11 protein-coding genes are annotated in these 14492 nt (G+C 52.5%); 5 read left to right on the top strand and 6 right to left on the bottom strand.

Features of this window, described 5'->3' with window-relative positions; translation table 11 throughout:
• Positions 1-105 precede the first annotated feature (105 nt).
• Positions 106-1980 (top strand): molecular chaperone HtpG, encoded by a 1875-nt coding sequence (htpG, locus tag ACH1XZ_RS18795; RefSeq protein ID WP_395596708.1) that lies wholly within the window; start codon positions 106-108, stop codon positions 1978-1980.
• A gap of 64 nt (positions 1981-2044) precedes the next feature.
• On the opposite strand, the gene ACH1XZ_RS18790 is transcribed toward htpG, so the two are convergent.
• The 4 genes from ACH1XZ_RS18790 to ACH1XZ_RS18775 all read right to left on the bottom strand — a co-directional run bounded on the left by ACH1XZ_RS18790 (position 2045) and on the right by ACH1XZ_RS18775 (position 5527).
• Positions 2045-3151, bottom strand: a complete 1107-nt coding sequence (locus ACH1XZ_RS18790; RefSeq protein WP_115074568.1) for a PTS fructose transporter subunit IIC — start codon at positions 3149-3151, stop codon at positions 2045-2047.
• Positions 3152-3194: 43 nt separating this feature from the next.
• Entirely contained in the window at positions 3195-3506 is a 312-nt protein-coding gene (locus ACH1XZ_RS18785; protein WP_035891836.1) for a PTS fructose transporter subunit IIB, read from the bottom strand.
• A 70-nt stretch (positions 3507-3576) separates the two neighbouring features.
• The gene (locus ACH1XZ_RS18780) at positions 3577-4047 is read right to left on the bottom strand and encodes a PTS sugar transporter subunit IIA (protein WP_395596707.1); all 471 of its coding nucleotides are present in this window, start codon (positions 4045-4047) and stop codon (positions 3577-3579) included.
• A gap of 217 nt (positions 4048-4264) precedes the next feature.
• Entirely contained in the window at positions 4265-5527 is a 1263-nt protein-coding gene (locus ACH1XZ_RS18775; RefSeq protein WP_395596706.1) for a PTS ascorbate transporter subunit IIC, read from the bottom strand.
• 675 nt (positions 5528-6202) lie between these two features.
• Between ACH1XZ_RS18775 and adk the strand changes: the two genes are divergently transcribed.
• From adk to ACH1XZ_RS18760, 3 genes are all read left to right on the top strand, one after another.
• The gene (gene adk / locus ACH1XZ_RS18770; RefSeq protein WP_395596705.1) at positions 6203-6847 is read left to right on the top strand and encodes an adenylate kinase; all 645 of its coding nucleotides are present in this window, start codon (positions 6203-6205) and stop codon (positions 6845-6847) included.
• A 185-nt stretch (positions 6848-7032) separates the two neighbouring features.
• Positions 7033-7995 (top strand): ferrochelatase, encoded by a 963-nt coding sequence (hemH, locus tag ACH1XZ_RS18765; RefSeq protein WP_395596704.1) that lies wholly within the window; start codon positions 7033-7035, stop codon positions 7993-7995.
• 64 nt (positions 7996-8059) lie between these two features.
• The gene (locus ACH1XZ_RS18760; protein WP_395596703.1) at positions 8060-9364 is read left to right on the top strand and encodes an inosine/guanosine kinase; all 1305 of its coding nucleotides are present in this window, start codon (positions 8060-8062) and stop codon (positions 9362-9364) included.
• Between the two features lie 93 nt (positions 9365-9457).
• Here ACH1XZ_RS18760 and ybaL read toward each other — a convergent pair whose 3' ends face one another.
• A complete protein-coding gene (ybaL, locus tag ACH1XZ_RS18755; protein WP_395596702.1) occupies positions 9458-11134 on the bottom strand; it encodes a YbaL family putative K(+) efflux transporter in 1677 nt (558 codons plus the stop codon).
• 256 nt (positions 11135-11390) lie between these two features.
• Positions 11391-12611 carry an MFS transporter gene (locus ACH1XZ_RS18750; RefSeq protein ID WP_395596701.1) on the bottom strand — a complete coding sequence of 407 codons (1221 nt, stop codon included), beginning with the start codon at positions 12609-12611 and terminating at the stop codon, positions 11391-11393.
• Between the two features lie 173 nt (positions 12612-12784).
• On the opposite strand from ACH1XZ_RS18750, the gene ushA reads away from it, so the two are divergent.
• Positions 12785-14437, top strand: a complete 1653-nt coding sequence (gene ushA, locus ACH1XZ_RS18745) for a bifunctional UDP-sugar hydrolase/5'-nucleotidase UshA (protein WP_395596700.1) — start codon at positions 12785-12787, stop codon at positions 14435-14437.
• Positions 14438-14492: the final 55 nt, after the last annotated feature.

Below are 14492 nucleotides of genomic sequence, written 5' to 3'. Positions count from 1 at the left end.
AATCGAGAGCAGGATTTTCTGCTCTCGCTTGAAATCCGCTACACCCATCCCCATTTTCCTCTCATCGCTTTTTTTACCTTGTAATCAGCATTGAGGTATTTTGCAATGAAAGGACAAGAAACACGTGGCTTCCAGTCAGAAGTTAAACAGCTTCTGCATCTGATGATCCATTCTCTGTATTCCAATAAAGAAATCTTCCTGCGTGAGCTTATCTCTAACGCTTCAGATGCCGCCGACAAGCTGCGTTTCCGCGCGCTGTCCAACCCGGATCTGTATGAGGGTGACGGCGAACTGCGCGTACGCGTCTCCTTCGATAAAGATAAGCGTACGTTGACCATTGCCGATAACGGCGTGGGTATGAACCGCGACGAAGTGATTGACCACCTGGGGACTATCGCTAAATCCGGCACCAAAGCGTTCCTGGAGTCGATGGGCTCTGACCAGGCGAAAGACAGCCAGCTTATCGGTCAGTTCGGCGTCGGCTTCTACTCTGCGTTTATCGTTGCCGACAAAGTCACCGTGCGCACCCGTGCGGCAGGAGACAAGCCGGAAAACGGCGTGTTCTGGGAATCTGCTGGTGAAGGTGAATACACCGTAGCGGACATCACCAAAGAAGACCGCGGTACCGAAATTACGCTGCACCTGCGTGAAGACGAAAGCGAGTTCCTCGACGACTGGCGCGTACGTTCCGTTATCAGCAAATACTCCGACCATATCGCGCTGCCGGTAGAGATCGAAAAACAGGAAGAGAAAGACGGCGAGACCGTGGTTTCCTGGGAGAAGATCAACAAGGCGCAGGCGCTGTGGACGCGTAACAAAGCCGAGCTGAACGACGACGAATACAAAGCGTTCTACAAGCATATCGCCCACGACTTCACTGACCCGCTGACCTGGAGCCACAACCGTGTAGAAGGTAAGCAGGAGTACACCAGCCTGCTGTACATCCCGTCGCAGGCGCCGTGGGATATGTGGAACCGTGACCATAAGCACGGCCTGAAGCTGTACGTGCAGCGCGTCTTCATCATGGACGACGCCGAGCAGTTCATGCCGAACTACCTGCGCTTCGTGCGTGGTCTGATAGATTCCAACGATCTGCCGCTGAACGTCTCCCGCGAAATTCTGCAGGACAGCACCGTCACCCGTAACCTGCGTAATGCCCTGACCAAGCGTGTGCTGCAGATGCTGGATAAGCTGGCGAAAGACGATGCTGAGAAATACCAGACCTTCTGGAAACAGTTCGGCCTGGTGCTGAAAGAAGGCCCGGCGGAAGATAACGGCAACCAGGAAGCGATTGCTAAGCTGCTGCGCTTTGCGTCGACTCACACTGACTCTTCCGAGCAGACCGTGTCGCTGGCCGACTACGTGTCCCGCATGAAGGAAGGGCAGGAGAAAATCTACTACATCACCGCCGACAGCTATGCCGCGGCGAAGAGCAGCCCACACCTGGAACTGCTGCGTAAGAAAGGCATCGAAGTGCTGCTGCTTTCTGACCGCATCGATGAGTGGATGATGAACTACCTGACCGAGTTCGACGGCAAGCCATTCCAGTCCGTTGCCAAAGCCGACGAGTCTATCGACAAGCTGGCGGATGAAGTGGACGAGAGCGCAAAAGAAGCGGAAAAAGCGCTGACGCCGTTCATTGAGCGCGTAAAAACCCTGTTGGGCGATCGCGTGAAAGAAGTGCGTCTAACTCACCGTCTGACCGACACCCCGGCTATCGTCACCACCGACGCGGATGAAATGAGCACCCAGATGGCGAAACTGTTCGCTGCTGCAGGCCAGGCCGCGCCGGAAGTGAAATACATCTTTGAACTCAACCCGGATCACGTGCTGGTGAAACGCACCGCGGATACCCAGGATGAAGGGCAGTTTAAAGAATGGGTTGAGCTGCTGCTTGACCAGGCGCTGTTCGCTGAGCGTGGTACGCTGGAAGATCCTAACCAGTTTATCCGCCGCATGAACCAGCTGCTGGTGTCATAAGTTTGGTGCTCCCGCCCACAGTTGAGGTTAGCCTTGGCTGTGGGCGGGGCTATTACCGCTAGAGTTAACTTATTTTTATATCATCCAAATCGATATCCTCTTCTTCACAATCGTTATTTGCAATAACCTCGCGAGGGACATCTTTCTTAATAGCGGCATAAATCGTCCCCGTTACCAGGATATTCACGAGCAATGCCATCACACCCGCCATCGGATGTGACATGGTTGGAATCATCAATACCCCACCGAAAGGTACCGTTGCATCAGCGCCATATACCATGGTGACTGCACCACCACAGGCCCCGCCGATTGCGGCAGCAGCAATACCGCGAACAATATCGTTCATGACGATAGGGATGGAACCTTCTACAATATTCACGACGCCCATCGGTACCGCTGATTTTAACGTTTCGATCTCTTCGTCATTATAGATATTTTTACGTAGCAGTTTGGCAATGAAATAAGCAAGGCCAAAACCGATTGGCGTTGCGGTATTGACTAACTGAAGCGCCGTAATGGGCTCATTAATTCCCTGTGCCTGAAGCGTCAAAACGAAGGCGAAGCACGTTTTATTGAGCGGTCCGCCGAAATCCACGATACATAATGCACCAATAACCGCACCTAAAATTAAATTAGATGATGTGCCCATGCTTCTGAGGAAAGACGTTAATGCATCGGTGAAAATACCAATCGGCGTACCGATGATATACACCATGATCAGGCAACTGATAATAGATGCGAAAAAGGGAACGATTAAGGTCGGCATTAAACCGCGGGCCCAGGCCGGAACCTTCACGTTTTTAATGATGGCGAGCGCAATATACCCCGAAATGTAACCGCCAATCATACCGCCGATGAAGCCCGCGCTAATCGCATTTGCTGCCAGGCCGACGACAAAACCAGGCGCAATGCCGGGTTTGCCGGCGATAGAGCCGGAAATACCGATAGCAATAACGACAGGCAGCAGCCCCAGCGCTTTTGCGCCCAGCGTTGCCAGAACCTGCCATAAATCAAAATGGCCTGGGACTAACGTATCCTGAACCGTACCACCAAGCGCCATACCGATGGCAATAATAAAGCCGGCACCACAGACAATGGGGATCAGGTACGAGATTGCGGTAAGCAGGTGACCTTTCGGGTTCGCAGCTTTCCAGATTTCTTTGATATTCATAAATCACACCCTTTATTGATATTGGATGAGCAAAGATGAAATATTATGAATTCACTATTTCACTGAGCTTTTCGATAAGTTTGTTTGGTGATTTCACCGCCGTTTCTGTGGCGACTTTAACGACTCTTTTGCCAGCGAAGCGTTCTTCTCCCGACACTTTCACATCGGCCGCTAACAGAACAATATCGGCTTGCGCAATCTCAGCATCAGTTAACGCATTTTCGATGCCAATAGTACCCTGCGTTTCAATTTTGACATTATGCCCCGCTTTTTTAGCGGCAATTTCAATTTTCTTCTGAGCAATATAGGTATGTGCAATACCGACGGTGCAGGCAGTAACCCCAACAATATTCATGGCTCTTCTCCATAGTGTTTAAATAACGACAAATTTGCCGTAAAGCGGCAATGGTAATGACTAACGGTAATTAAGCGTCAATGCCTTCAGCTTCCGCATTGAAAATATCAATAACTTTTTGAGGGTCGTTCACCTTCAGCAATTGCGCGACGATATCCTCGTCCGCCAGTGAGCCTGAAACCTGAGAGAGTAAGCGGATATGGGTGGCGTTTTGATCCACCAGGGTTACCGCAAATAAAATCACGCAGCGAACGTCGCTGTCATCCATGGTTTCCCAAGGGATCCCATGTTGAGTACGGCCAATAGCCAGGGCGGTGTGGGCTACGCCCGAGGATTTGCCATGCGGGATCGCAATATGGTTTTCAAACCCAGTGGAGCCCTGTGCTTCGCGAAGCCAGACGTCACGAAGAAAATCATCCTTATGAGTAATGGCACCATCCTGAACCAACAAGTCCGTTAATTCTTCAACGGCTTCTTCTTTGGTTTTTGCCGTCATATTTAATTTGATATTTTTAACATTAAGTACAGTTGAGATGTCCATAAATTACCTTCATTATCAGAGCATGAAATTTGCATAACAGAATACACACCTCGGGCATGGCGTAATTTCTCTGTTATTAGATTTTGGAAAATCAAATAAACTACATTTTAGAGATTAAAATAACGCGTATCAGTCAGGTAATGGTAAAGGTGCTTTTCGCACATATTGAGGCATTTTTCTATTTAGCACCCATAAACCACCACCGAGATAAAAATAGTTAGTTAAAAATGGCCATAATGTGGCCCAGAATGATACCTACTACGCCGAAATCCGCGTCGCCAAACGTGGTGGCATCCAACCCCATATCACCCATCATTGGCAAAAGGATGGCGGGGAGGAATGAAATCAGTAGACCATGGGCAAACGCCCCGACAACGGCGCCGCGACGTCCACCGGTAATGTTGCCGTAAACCCCAGCCGTTGCCCCGCAGAAGAAGTGTGGCGCTAGCCCCGGTACGATGACGCTTAAACCGAACAGCGGGCAGATGAACATACTGACCAGGCCTGCAACAAAGCTTGAAAGAAACCCGACGATGACGGCATTAGGCGCAAACGGGAAGACGGTGGGGCAGTCGAGAGCCGGTTTTGCGTCTTTCACTAATTTATCCGCAATCCCTTTAAATGCCGGGACAATCTCGGCAATCACCATACGCACGCCTGCCAGGATGATATAAACGCCCGCAGCGAAGGTGAGAGACTGAATAATGGCGAAGATGATGTAGTTCTGGCCTGAGCTCAGCGTTGTCTCGACAAAGGGTTTACCCGCCACGCTCACTAACACCAGGAAAAGCATCATCATGATGAGCGAGATGCATACCGAGGAGTCGCGAAGAAAGTTCAGGGACTGGGGCACCTTAACCTCTTCAATGGAGGGGCTTCCCTTACCGACCACTTTGCCAACCAGTGCGGAAACTAAATATCCGGTGGAGCCAAAATGCCCCAGGGCAAGATCGTCAGTGTGCGTAATTTTGCGAGTAAATGGTTGCAAAATGGCTGGTGAAATAACCATCATCGCCCCCAGAATGACTGCGCCGATAGCCACAACCCAGAATCCTGATAACCCGCCTACAGATAAAATCACGGCCAGCATGGCGGCCATGTAGAGGGTGTGATGTCCCGTCAGGAAAATGTATTTTAATGGCGTTAAACGGGCAAGGACGATATTGATAAGCATCCCGAAAACCATAATCATGGCGGTTGCCGTACCATAATTTTTCTGCGCCAGTGCCGCCATAGCATCGGTATTCGGAACGACGCCCTGAATATGAAACGAATGTTCAAAAAGCTGGCTAAAGATGGTTAAAGTATAGGCGACAATGCCAGCGCCAGCCGTTAAGATAATAAAACCCATTATGGTTTTGAGTGTGCCAGAAATAACGTCTGACACTGATTTTTTTTGCAACAAAAGGCCGGCCAGCGAAAATAACCCAACCAGAATTGCCGGTGTTCCTAGCACATCGTAAATAATAAACTGAAGCATAATAAACTCCACTAATCATATAAGAGTTGATTGGTTTTATTTCTAAGTTTTCTTTGGTTTATCTTTGCCCAGTAAATTACTTAACCGTACATTGTTTATGGCGGCTGAATATTTCTTTAATATAATCCGTGCCAGAAAGACTCTGCAAAAAAGAGCAGCATATCCCCGGTTGTTCATTGAATCGATAATATTTATTCCATCGCTGTTAACCTGTTTCTATGCATACGTTCTCCTGAGGCTTCAATAGGGTGAACTATAAACAGCCAAATAAAATACAACTGTGATCGATCTCGCAGAGTTAGCGCTAACAAATAAAAATGTTAAAAATTGAGTTACCGCTAACTAACCTGTGACAGGTTTATACCTACGATTGATAAGTGATTATATGAGCCATAAATATCTTCATTACTTTATTGTTTTCATGTGGTTGTGTGCATCTGGCGGATTTAAGATAGGGAATTGCCCTTGTTAAGAGCCTGGATGAATCAATCTGCGAAGAGGTTTGGGCTACCATGGGCAAGAAGAGCAGGGGTGAGGGCATCAAATCGCGCTGTGCGTAAAATATCTGACCATTAACCGTTTCAGCCGGCCCACCTTCCTTGAGCCAGTGCCGTTCTGGTGGTATCTTTTAGCGCTTTTTAAAAAATATCGACAACCTTTGAGGGGATTTTCGCAATGCGTATCATTCTGCTTGGCGCACCGGGCGCGGGTAAAGGAACTCAGGCACAGTTCATCATGGAGAAATATGGCATTCCGCAAATTTCCACCGGTGATATGCTGCGCGCGGCTGTAAAATCCGGCAGCGAGCTGGGCAAACAGGCTAAAGACATCATGGACGCAGGTAAACTGGTCACTGATGAACTGGTTATCGCGCTGGTTAAAGAGCGTATCTCTCAGGAAGACTGCCGTAACGGATTCCTGCTGGATGGCTTCCCACGCACTATCCCGCAGGCTGACGCCATGAAAGAAGCGGGCATCAACGTTGATTACGTTCTGGAATTCGACGTTCCTGACGAGCTGATCGTTGACCGTATCATTGGTCGTCGCGTACACGCGGCATCTGGCCGTGTTTACCACATCAAATTCAACCCACCTAAGGTTGAAGGCAAAGATGACGTGACCGGCGAAGAGCTGACTACTCGTAAAGACGACCAGGAAGAAACCGTACGTAAGCGCCTGGTGGAATACCATCAGATGACCGCTCCGCTGATCGGTTACTACTCCAAAGAAGCGCAGGCGGGTAACACCAAATACGCCAAAGTTGACGGTACCAAAGCCGTTGCTGACGTACGCGCTGAGCTGGAAAAAATTCTCGGCTAATGTTTTGCCGCCATCCGATGCCGGATGGCGGCGTAAACGCCTTATCCGGCCTACCGCTCTTCCCGTAGGCCTGATAAGCGTAGCGCCATCAGGCAAAATTCTCACCTTACCTCTCGCAGCAATTAGTTTTTCTTCCTCACTTTTCCGCTACAATTATCAACAATTTGAATCGATAAGAGGCGGTAATGCATCATAGTAAACCTGGTATTCTGCTGGTAAACCTCGGCACCCCCGATGCTCCAACGCCTGAAGCGATTAAACGCTATCTGAACCAGTTTTTAAGCGATACGCGCGTCGTTGATACACCTCGTCTGCTGTGGTGGCCGCTGTTGCGCGGCGTGATCCTGCCGATTCGCGCGCCGCGGGTCGCTAAGCTTTATCAGTCCGTGTGGATGGAAGAGGGCTCACCGCTGATGGTCTATAGCCGCCGTCAACAGCGCGCGCTTGCTGCTCGTCTGCCCGATATCCCGGTAGTACTGGGGATGAGCTACGGTACGCCATCGCTGCAAAGCGGGGTTGATGAACTGCTGGCGCAGGGCGTTGACCATCTCATCGTGCTGCCGCTGTATCCGCAATATTCGTGCTCGACGGTGGCGGCGGTGTGGGACGAACTGGCGCGTATTCTGGCGACCAGGCGGGCAATCCCAAGCGTCTCGTTTATCCGCGACTACGCGACCGACCATGGCTATATTCAGGCGCTGGCCGCCAGCGCCCGCGCGTCGTTTGCCCGTCACGGCGAGCCGGATGTGCTGCTGCTCTCCTATCATGGTATTCCGCAACGTTTCGCCAATGAAGGCGACGACTACCCTCAGCGCTGCCGTGATACCACCCGTGAGCTGGTCTCTGCGCTTGGCATTTCACCGGATAAGGTGATGATGACCTTCCAGTCTCGCTTTGGCCGTGAACCGTGGCTGACGCCTTACACCGATGAAACGCTGAAAATGCTCGGCGAGAAGGGCGTGAAGCACATTCAGGTGATGTGTCCGGGGTTCTCTGCCGACTGTCTGGAAACGCTGGAAGAGATTGCGGTGCAGAACCGCGAGGTGTTCATCGAAGCCGGCGGGCAGCAGTATGACTATATTCCGGCGTTGAATGACGATGAGGCGCATATCGACATGATGGTGAATCTGACCGCGCCGTATACCTGATCGCAAGCAGGCGGAGGAGTGTGCTACTATTCCCCGCCTGTTAACAGCCATTCCAGAAATCACCATGAAATTTCCCGGTAAACGCAAATCCAAACACTATTTTCCGGTGGACGCTCGCGATCCGCTGCTGAAGCAGATTCAACCTGAAAGTGAAACCAGTGCCTCCTGGGTTGTCGGTATTGACCAGACGTTGGTTGATATTGAGGCCAAAGTCGACGATGCGTTTATCGAGCGCTATGGCCTGAGCGCCGGGCATTCGCTGGTGATTGAAGATGACGTGGCGGAAGCGCTGTATCAGGAGTTGGTACGCGAAAACCTGATTACTCATCAGTTTGCCGGTGGCACCATCGGCAATACCATGCACAACTACTCGGTGCTGGCGGACGACCGCTCGGTGCTGCTGGGCGTGATGTGCAGCAACATCGAAATCGGCGGCTACGCCTACCGCTACCTGTGCAACACCTCAAGCCGTACTGACCTTAACTACCTGCAGGGCGTCGATGGCCCAATTGGCCGCTGCTTTACCCTTATCAGCGATTCCGGTGAACGTACCTTCGCCATTAGCCCGGGCCATATGAACAAGCTGCGTGCGGAAAGCGTGCCTGAGTCGGTGATTGCCGGTGCTTCCGCGCTAGTGCTGACATCGTATCTGGTGCGCTGTAAGCCGGGCGAGCCGATGCCTGAGGCGACGATGCAGGCTATCGCCTATGCGAAGCAATATGACGTGCCGGTGGTGTTGACGCTGGGGACGAAATTCGTGATTGCCGAGAGCCCGGAGTGGTGGCAGAGCTTTATCAAAGAACACGTGTCGATTCTGGCGATGAACGAAGAAGAAGCCGAAGCGTTAACCGGCCTGAGCGACCCGCTGCAGGCTTCGGATAAAGCGCTGGATTGGGTGGATCTGGTGCTATGTACCGCCGGGCCAACCGGGCTTTACATGGCGGGCTTCACCGAGAATGACGCGAAGCGTAAAACACAGCATCCGCTGCTACCGGGGGCGATTGCCGAATTCAACCAGTACGAATTCAGCCGGGCGGTGCGCTTTAAAGATTGTCAGGACCCGCTGCGTATTTACTCGCATATCGCGCCGTTTATGGGCGGCCCTGAGAAGATCATGAATACCAACGGTGCGGGTGACGGTGCGCTGGCCGCGCTGCTGCACGACATTACCGCAAATGCTTATCACCGCTCGAATGTGCCAAACTCCAGTAAGCACCAGCATAACTGGCTGACCTACTCGTCGCTGGCGCAGGTGTGCAAGTATGCAAACCGGGTAAGTTATCAGGTGCTGAACCAGCATTCGCCGCGCCTGACGCGCGGCTTGCCGGAGAAAGAAGATAGCCTCGAAGAGGCGTACTGGGAACGGTAAGATGGTTATTCAGGCCTACGCAAACGTGTAGGCCTGATAAGCGTAGCGCCATCAGGCAATATTGGCGCACATTGCCGGATGGCGTGACGAATATTACCCGCTAACCGCCTCACTCAACGGCGGGTCGCTCAATAACCCGAGCATCGTTTTGGCAATTTCACGCTCGCCCATCACCACTTCATTGGCTCCACGTTCGCTGATATACGCGACTTCATCGTCATAGTGCGCACGGGCGATAATCTCAAGGTCCGGGCACTTCTCACGGGCGCTGGCCACAATCTCACCGGCTTCGTAGCCGTTTGGAATGGTCAGCAGCAGCCAGCGCGCGCAGTCCAGATGCGCGAGGTTCATAATCTCTTCATTGGCCGCATTGCCCAGCACCGCACGAATACCGCGCTCGCGCAGTTCGTCGACGCGGGTACGCGATGTTTCAATCACCACCAGTGGAATGCCCTGCGCCATCAGCTTCTCGCCCAGCAGGCTGCCAACGCGACCGTAGCCGACCAGCAGTGCGTGGTTGCAGATATCCACCGGAATTTGCTTCTCGTCTTCCAGCGCCTCTTCCAGCGTCTGTTCCTCAAGGGTTTCCGTTCTCTCGAGGTACTTCTCCAGCAACGAGAACAGCACCGGGTTGAGCATAATCGAGAGGATAGCGCCCGCGAGCACCAGGTTTTGCCCGGCCTGCGGCAGCAGGTCCAGCGCCATGCCAAGACCGGCAAGAATAAAGGCGAATTCACCAATCTGCGCCAGGCTGGTGGCAATGGTCAGCGCCGTGCGCTGCGAATGGCCAAACAGGCGTACCAGGCCGAAGGCCGCCAGCGACTTACCGAAGATAATGATGGCAAGCGTTGCCAGCACCGCCAGCGGCTGCTCAATGAGGATCAGCGGGTCGAACAGCATCCCGACGGAGACAAAGAACAGCACCGCGAACGCATCGCGCAGCGGCAGCGTATCGTGGGCGGCACGATGGCTCAGCTCTGACTCGTTCAGCACCATCCCGGCGAAGAACGCGCCCAGTGCGAAGGAGACATCGAACAGTTCAACCGCGCCGAAGGCAATCCCCAGCGCCAGCGCCAGCACCGACAGGGTAAACAGTTCGCGAGAACCGGTTGCGGCGCTACGGGAGAGGATCCACGGTACCAGACGACGGCCAACCAGCATCATAATGGCGATAAACGCCACCACTTTGCCGATGGTAATCGCCATATCGATAGCCAGTGTGGCAAAACCGATATTCTCTTTTTCCATCATTCCGGCGACCGCAGGCAGCAGAACCAGCGTCAGTACCATCACCAGATCTTCAACAATCAGCCAGCCGATGGCGATTTGCCCGCGCTGACTATCGATAAGCTGTCGTTCCTCCAGTGCGCGCAAAAGCACCACGGTACTCGCGGTGGAGAGACACAGACCAAAGACGATACCGGTCATGATTGACCAGCCTAAGAAGGTGGAGAGCAGCATGCCGAGCAGCGTGGCGACGGCTATCTGCGCAATCGCCCCGGGGATGGCTATCGACTTTACCGCCATCAGATCCTTGAGCGAGAAATGGAGACCCACGCCAAACATCAGCAGAATAACGCCTAATTCCGCCAGTTCAGGGGCCAGTTTGGTATCAGCGACAAATCCTGGAGTAAACGGTCCGGCCAGTACGCCCGCTAACAAATATCCTACCAGTGGAGAGATTCTTAACTTATTGGCAATCATGCCAAGGAAAAAAGCGAGCACAAGGCCACCAACAATGGTGGTGATTAGCGGTGTGGCGTGATGCATTCCGTCTCCTTTCGTCGTGATGCGTGGTCCCATTTTTGGCGCAGAATGCCGGAACAGCCTGAAAACCAAAAAACCTCGTAATAGTTTATGACAATTTCGGTCATTTTGTTTGTGAATAATTCTTGAATTTAACTAAAAAATTGATTTTTTAGGAGTAGATGGCACAAAAGAGAAAATGGAAAGCGGAAAGTCAGATAAGACGTGTGCTTGCGGGGAAGAAGGCGGCAGCCAAAACAAAGGTTTGGCTGCCCGAAAATCAGTGTTTCTGGCGGTTATCAGGTAAGAATATGGTCAACATCCCGATAAGTGGCAGGAAAGCGCATATTTTATAAACCAGGTCGATACTGGTATGGTCCGCAATCAGCCCGAGAACCGCAGCACCAAGGCCGCCCATCCCAAAAGCGAAACCGAAGAACAGCCCAGAAACCATACCGATACGCCCCGGTAACAGCTCCTGTGCGTACACCAGAATGGCGGAAAACGCCGACGCAAGGATAAATCCAATGATCACCGTCAGAATACCCGTCCACCAGAGCGTTGCGTAGGGTAAAAGGAGGGTGAATGGCGCTACGCCGAGGATAGAGCCCCAAATAACATATTTACGCCCAATCTTATCGCCCACAGGCCCGCCAATCACCGTCCCCGCGGCAACCGCAAACAGGAAGGCAAAGAGGTGAATCTGGGCATTTTGTACCGATAATCCGAATTTTTGCATCAGATAAAAGGTGTAGTAGCTGCTAATACTCGCCATATAGAAGTATTTCGAGAAAATCAGCATCAGCAGGATGAAAACGGCGAGCACCACTTTGTTTTTCGGCAGTGGGTTGACGATAACCGCTTTCGGTTTGCCTTTCGCTAAACGATGCTGAGCAGCATACCAGCGGCTAACCTGCGCCAGCACGACAATCGCCAGCAGCGCAGCCAGTACAAACCAGGCCACGTTACCTTTGCCGTAGGGGGCAATGATGACCGCCGCCAGCAATGGCCCCAGCGAGCTGCCGAAGTTGCCCCCCACCTGGAAGATGGACTGCGCCAGACCATGACGTCCGCCGGAGGCCATACGAGCCACGCGGGAAGATTCCGGGTGGAATACCGAAGATCCGGTACCAACCAGAGCCGCGGCCAGCAGGACGGTGCCAAAGCTGCCAGCGAGCGCCAGCAGAACCAGGCCGCTGAGGGTAAAGCACATCCCCACCGGCAGTGACCACGGCATCGAGCGCTTATCGGTAATGTAACCGATGACCGGCTGGAACAGCGACGAGGTGAGCTGGAAGGTCAGGGTAATCATCCCAATCTGCACGAAGCTTAGCGAAAATTCCGACTGCAACAGCGGATAAATCGCCAGGATCAACGACTGAATCATATCGTTGAGCAGATGAGAGAGGCTGATCGCTCCCAGAATACCAAATGAAGTACGACCCTTCTGCGAAGACGCAGATGGGCCAGGCCGCGTAGGGCTGGTTTCAGAAATTGCCATAGATTCCACTTGTAATTTGTCGTGCGATGTTGGGGATAAACGCTTTAATAATAATTATCAGACTAAGATACCTGCGTACGACGTTTGAAGGAAGTCTCATTTCTGAAAACAAATTAGACTAATATTTCAGAGCATTGTAATTTCGCGGTTGTTATTCACTCAGGGAGAGAAACATGCAATTTGTTAAACGGGGCGTGGCGCTGGCAATGCTGGCCGCACTGTCTTTGGTCAGCTTACCCTCGCAGGCCTATCAGCAGGATAAAACCTACAAAATCACCATTCTGCATACCAACGATCATCACGGTCACTTCTGGCGTAGTGAATATGGCGAGTATGGTCTGGCGGCGCAAAAAACGCTGGTGGATGGCATTCGTAAAGAGGTGGCAGCAGAAGGCGGTAGCGTGCTGCTGCTTTCCGGCGGCGACATTAACACCGGGGTGCCGGAATCCGATCTTCAGGATGCCGAGCCCGATTTCCGCGGCATGAACCTGGTGGGCTATGATGCGATGGCCGTGGGAAACCACGAATTTGATAACCCGATGAGCGTGCTGCGCCAGCAGGAAAAATGGGCCAAATTTCCGTTCCTCTCCGCCAATATTTATCAGAAAAGTACCGGCGAGCGCCTGTTTAAACCCTGGGCTATTTTCAAACGTCAGGACCTCAAAATTGCCGTTATTGGTTTAACCACCGATGACACTGCCAAAATTGGCAACCCGGAATATTTCACCGACATTGAATTCCGCAAACCAGCGGAAGAAGCCAAACTGGTGATTCAGGAACTCCAGCAAAAAGAGAAGCCGGACCTGATCCTGGCGGCGACCCATATGGGCCATTACGATAATGGCGAGCACGGTTCCAACGCGCCGGGTGATGTCGAAATGGCGCGTAGCCTGCCTGCGGGCGCGCTGGCGATGATTGTGGGTGGTCACTCACAGGACCCGGTCTGCATGGCGTCGGAGAATAAAAAGCAGGTCGACTACGTGCCGGGCACCCCGTGTGCGCCGGACAAACAAAACGGTATCTGGATTGTACAGGCGCATGAGTGGGGCAAATATGTTGGCCGTGCCGACTTTGAGTTCCGCAACGGCGAGCTGAAGCTGGTGCACTATCAGCTGATCCCTGTGAACCTGAAGAAAAAGGTGACCTACGATAACGGACAGAGTGAGCGCGTACTTTACACGCCACAGATCCCGGAAAACCCGCAGATGCTCTCGCTGTTGACGCCGTTCCAGAGCAAAGGTAAAGCGCAGTTAGATGTGAAAGTGGGCAGCGTGAACGGGCACCTGGAAGGCGACCGCAGCAAAGTTCGCTTTGTGCAAACCAATATGGGACGCCTGATTCTTGCCGCGCAAATGGCGCGCACTGGCGCTGACTTTGGCGTGATGAGCGGCGGCGGCATTCGTGATTCCATTGAAGCGGGCAATATCACCTACAAGAGCGTGCTGAAGGTGCAGCCGTTTGGCAACGTGGTGGTGTACGCTGACATGAGCGGTAAAGAGGTGACCGAGTACCTGACCGCAGTAGCGCAGATGAAGCCGGACTCCGGCGCTTACCCGCAGTTTGCTAACGTGAGTTTTGTCGCGAAAGACGGGCAGCTTCAGGATCTGAAAATCAAAGGTGAGCCGATTGACCCGGCGAAAACCTACCGCCTGGCGACCCTGAGCTTTAACGCCACCGGTGGGGATGGCTATCCGAAGATTGATAGCAAACCGGGATATGTGAATACCGGGTTTATCGATGCCGAGGTGCTCAAGCAGTATATCGAGCAGAATTCACCGTTGGATGTGAATGCTTACGAACCGAAAGGGGAAGTGAGTTGGCAGTAAGGTTTTGAGCCGTTCCCGGCGGCGCTTCGCTTGGCCGGGCTACCACTAACATGTA

The organism is Kluyvera chengduensis (genome assembly GCF_044197065.1).
Classification (GTDB): domain Bacteria; phylum Pseudomonadota; class Gammaproteobacteria; order Enterobacterales; family Enterobacteriaceae; genus Kluyvera; species Kluyvera ascorbata_C.
The sequence above is the reverse complement of the archived record's forward strand: the minus strand, read 5'-3'. Positions and strand labels throughout refer to the sequence as shown.

Excerpts from the sequence above, each read along its gene's own strand:
- htpG (WP_395596708.1), top strand. The coding sequence starts at position 106 with ATGAAAGGACAAGAAACACGTGGCTTCCAGTCAGAAGTTAAACAGCTT.
- ACH1XZ_RS18790 (WP_115074568.1), bottom strand. The coding sequence starts at position 3,151 with ATGAATATCAAAGAAATCTGGAAAGCTGCGAACCCGAAAGGTCACCTG.
- ACH1XZ_RS18785 (WP_035891836.1), bottom strand. The coding sequence starts at position 3,506 with ATGAATATTGTTGGGGTTACTGCCTGCACCGTCGGTATTGCACATACC.
- ACH1XZ_RS18780 (WP_395596707.1), bottom strand. The coding sequence starts at position 4,047 with ATGGACATCTCAACTGTACTTAATGTTAAAAATATCAAATTAAATATG.
- ACH1XZ_RS18775 (WP_395596706.1), bottom strand. The coding sequence starts at position 5,527 with ATGCTTCAGTTTATTATTTACGATGTGCTAGGAACACCGGCAATTCTG.
- adk (WP_395596705.1), top strand. The coding sequence starts at position 6,203 with ATGCGTATCATTCTGCTTGGCGCACCGGGCGCGGGTAAAGGAACTCAG.
- hemH (WP_395596704.1), top strand. The coding sequence starts at position 7,033 with ATGCATCATAGTAAACCTGGTATTCTGCTGGTAAACCTCGGCACCCCC.
- ACH1XZ_RS18760 (WP_395596703.1), top strand. The coding sequence starts at position 8,060 with ATGAAATTTCCCGGTAAACGCAAATCCAAACACTATTTTCCGGTGGAC.
- ybaL (WP_395596702.1), bottom strand. The coding sequence starts at position 11,134 with ATGCATCACGCCACACCGCTAATCACCACCATTGTTGGTGGCCTTGTG.
- ACH1XZ_RS18750 (WP_395596701.1), bottom strand. The coding sequence starts at position 12,611 with ATGGCAATTTCTGAAACCAGCCCTACGCGGCCTGGCCCATCTGCGTCT.
- ushA (WP_395596700.1), top strand. The coding sequence starts at position 12,785 with ATGCAATTTGTTAAACGGGGCGTGGCGCTGGCAATGCTGGCCGCACTG.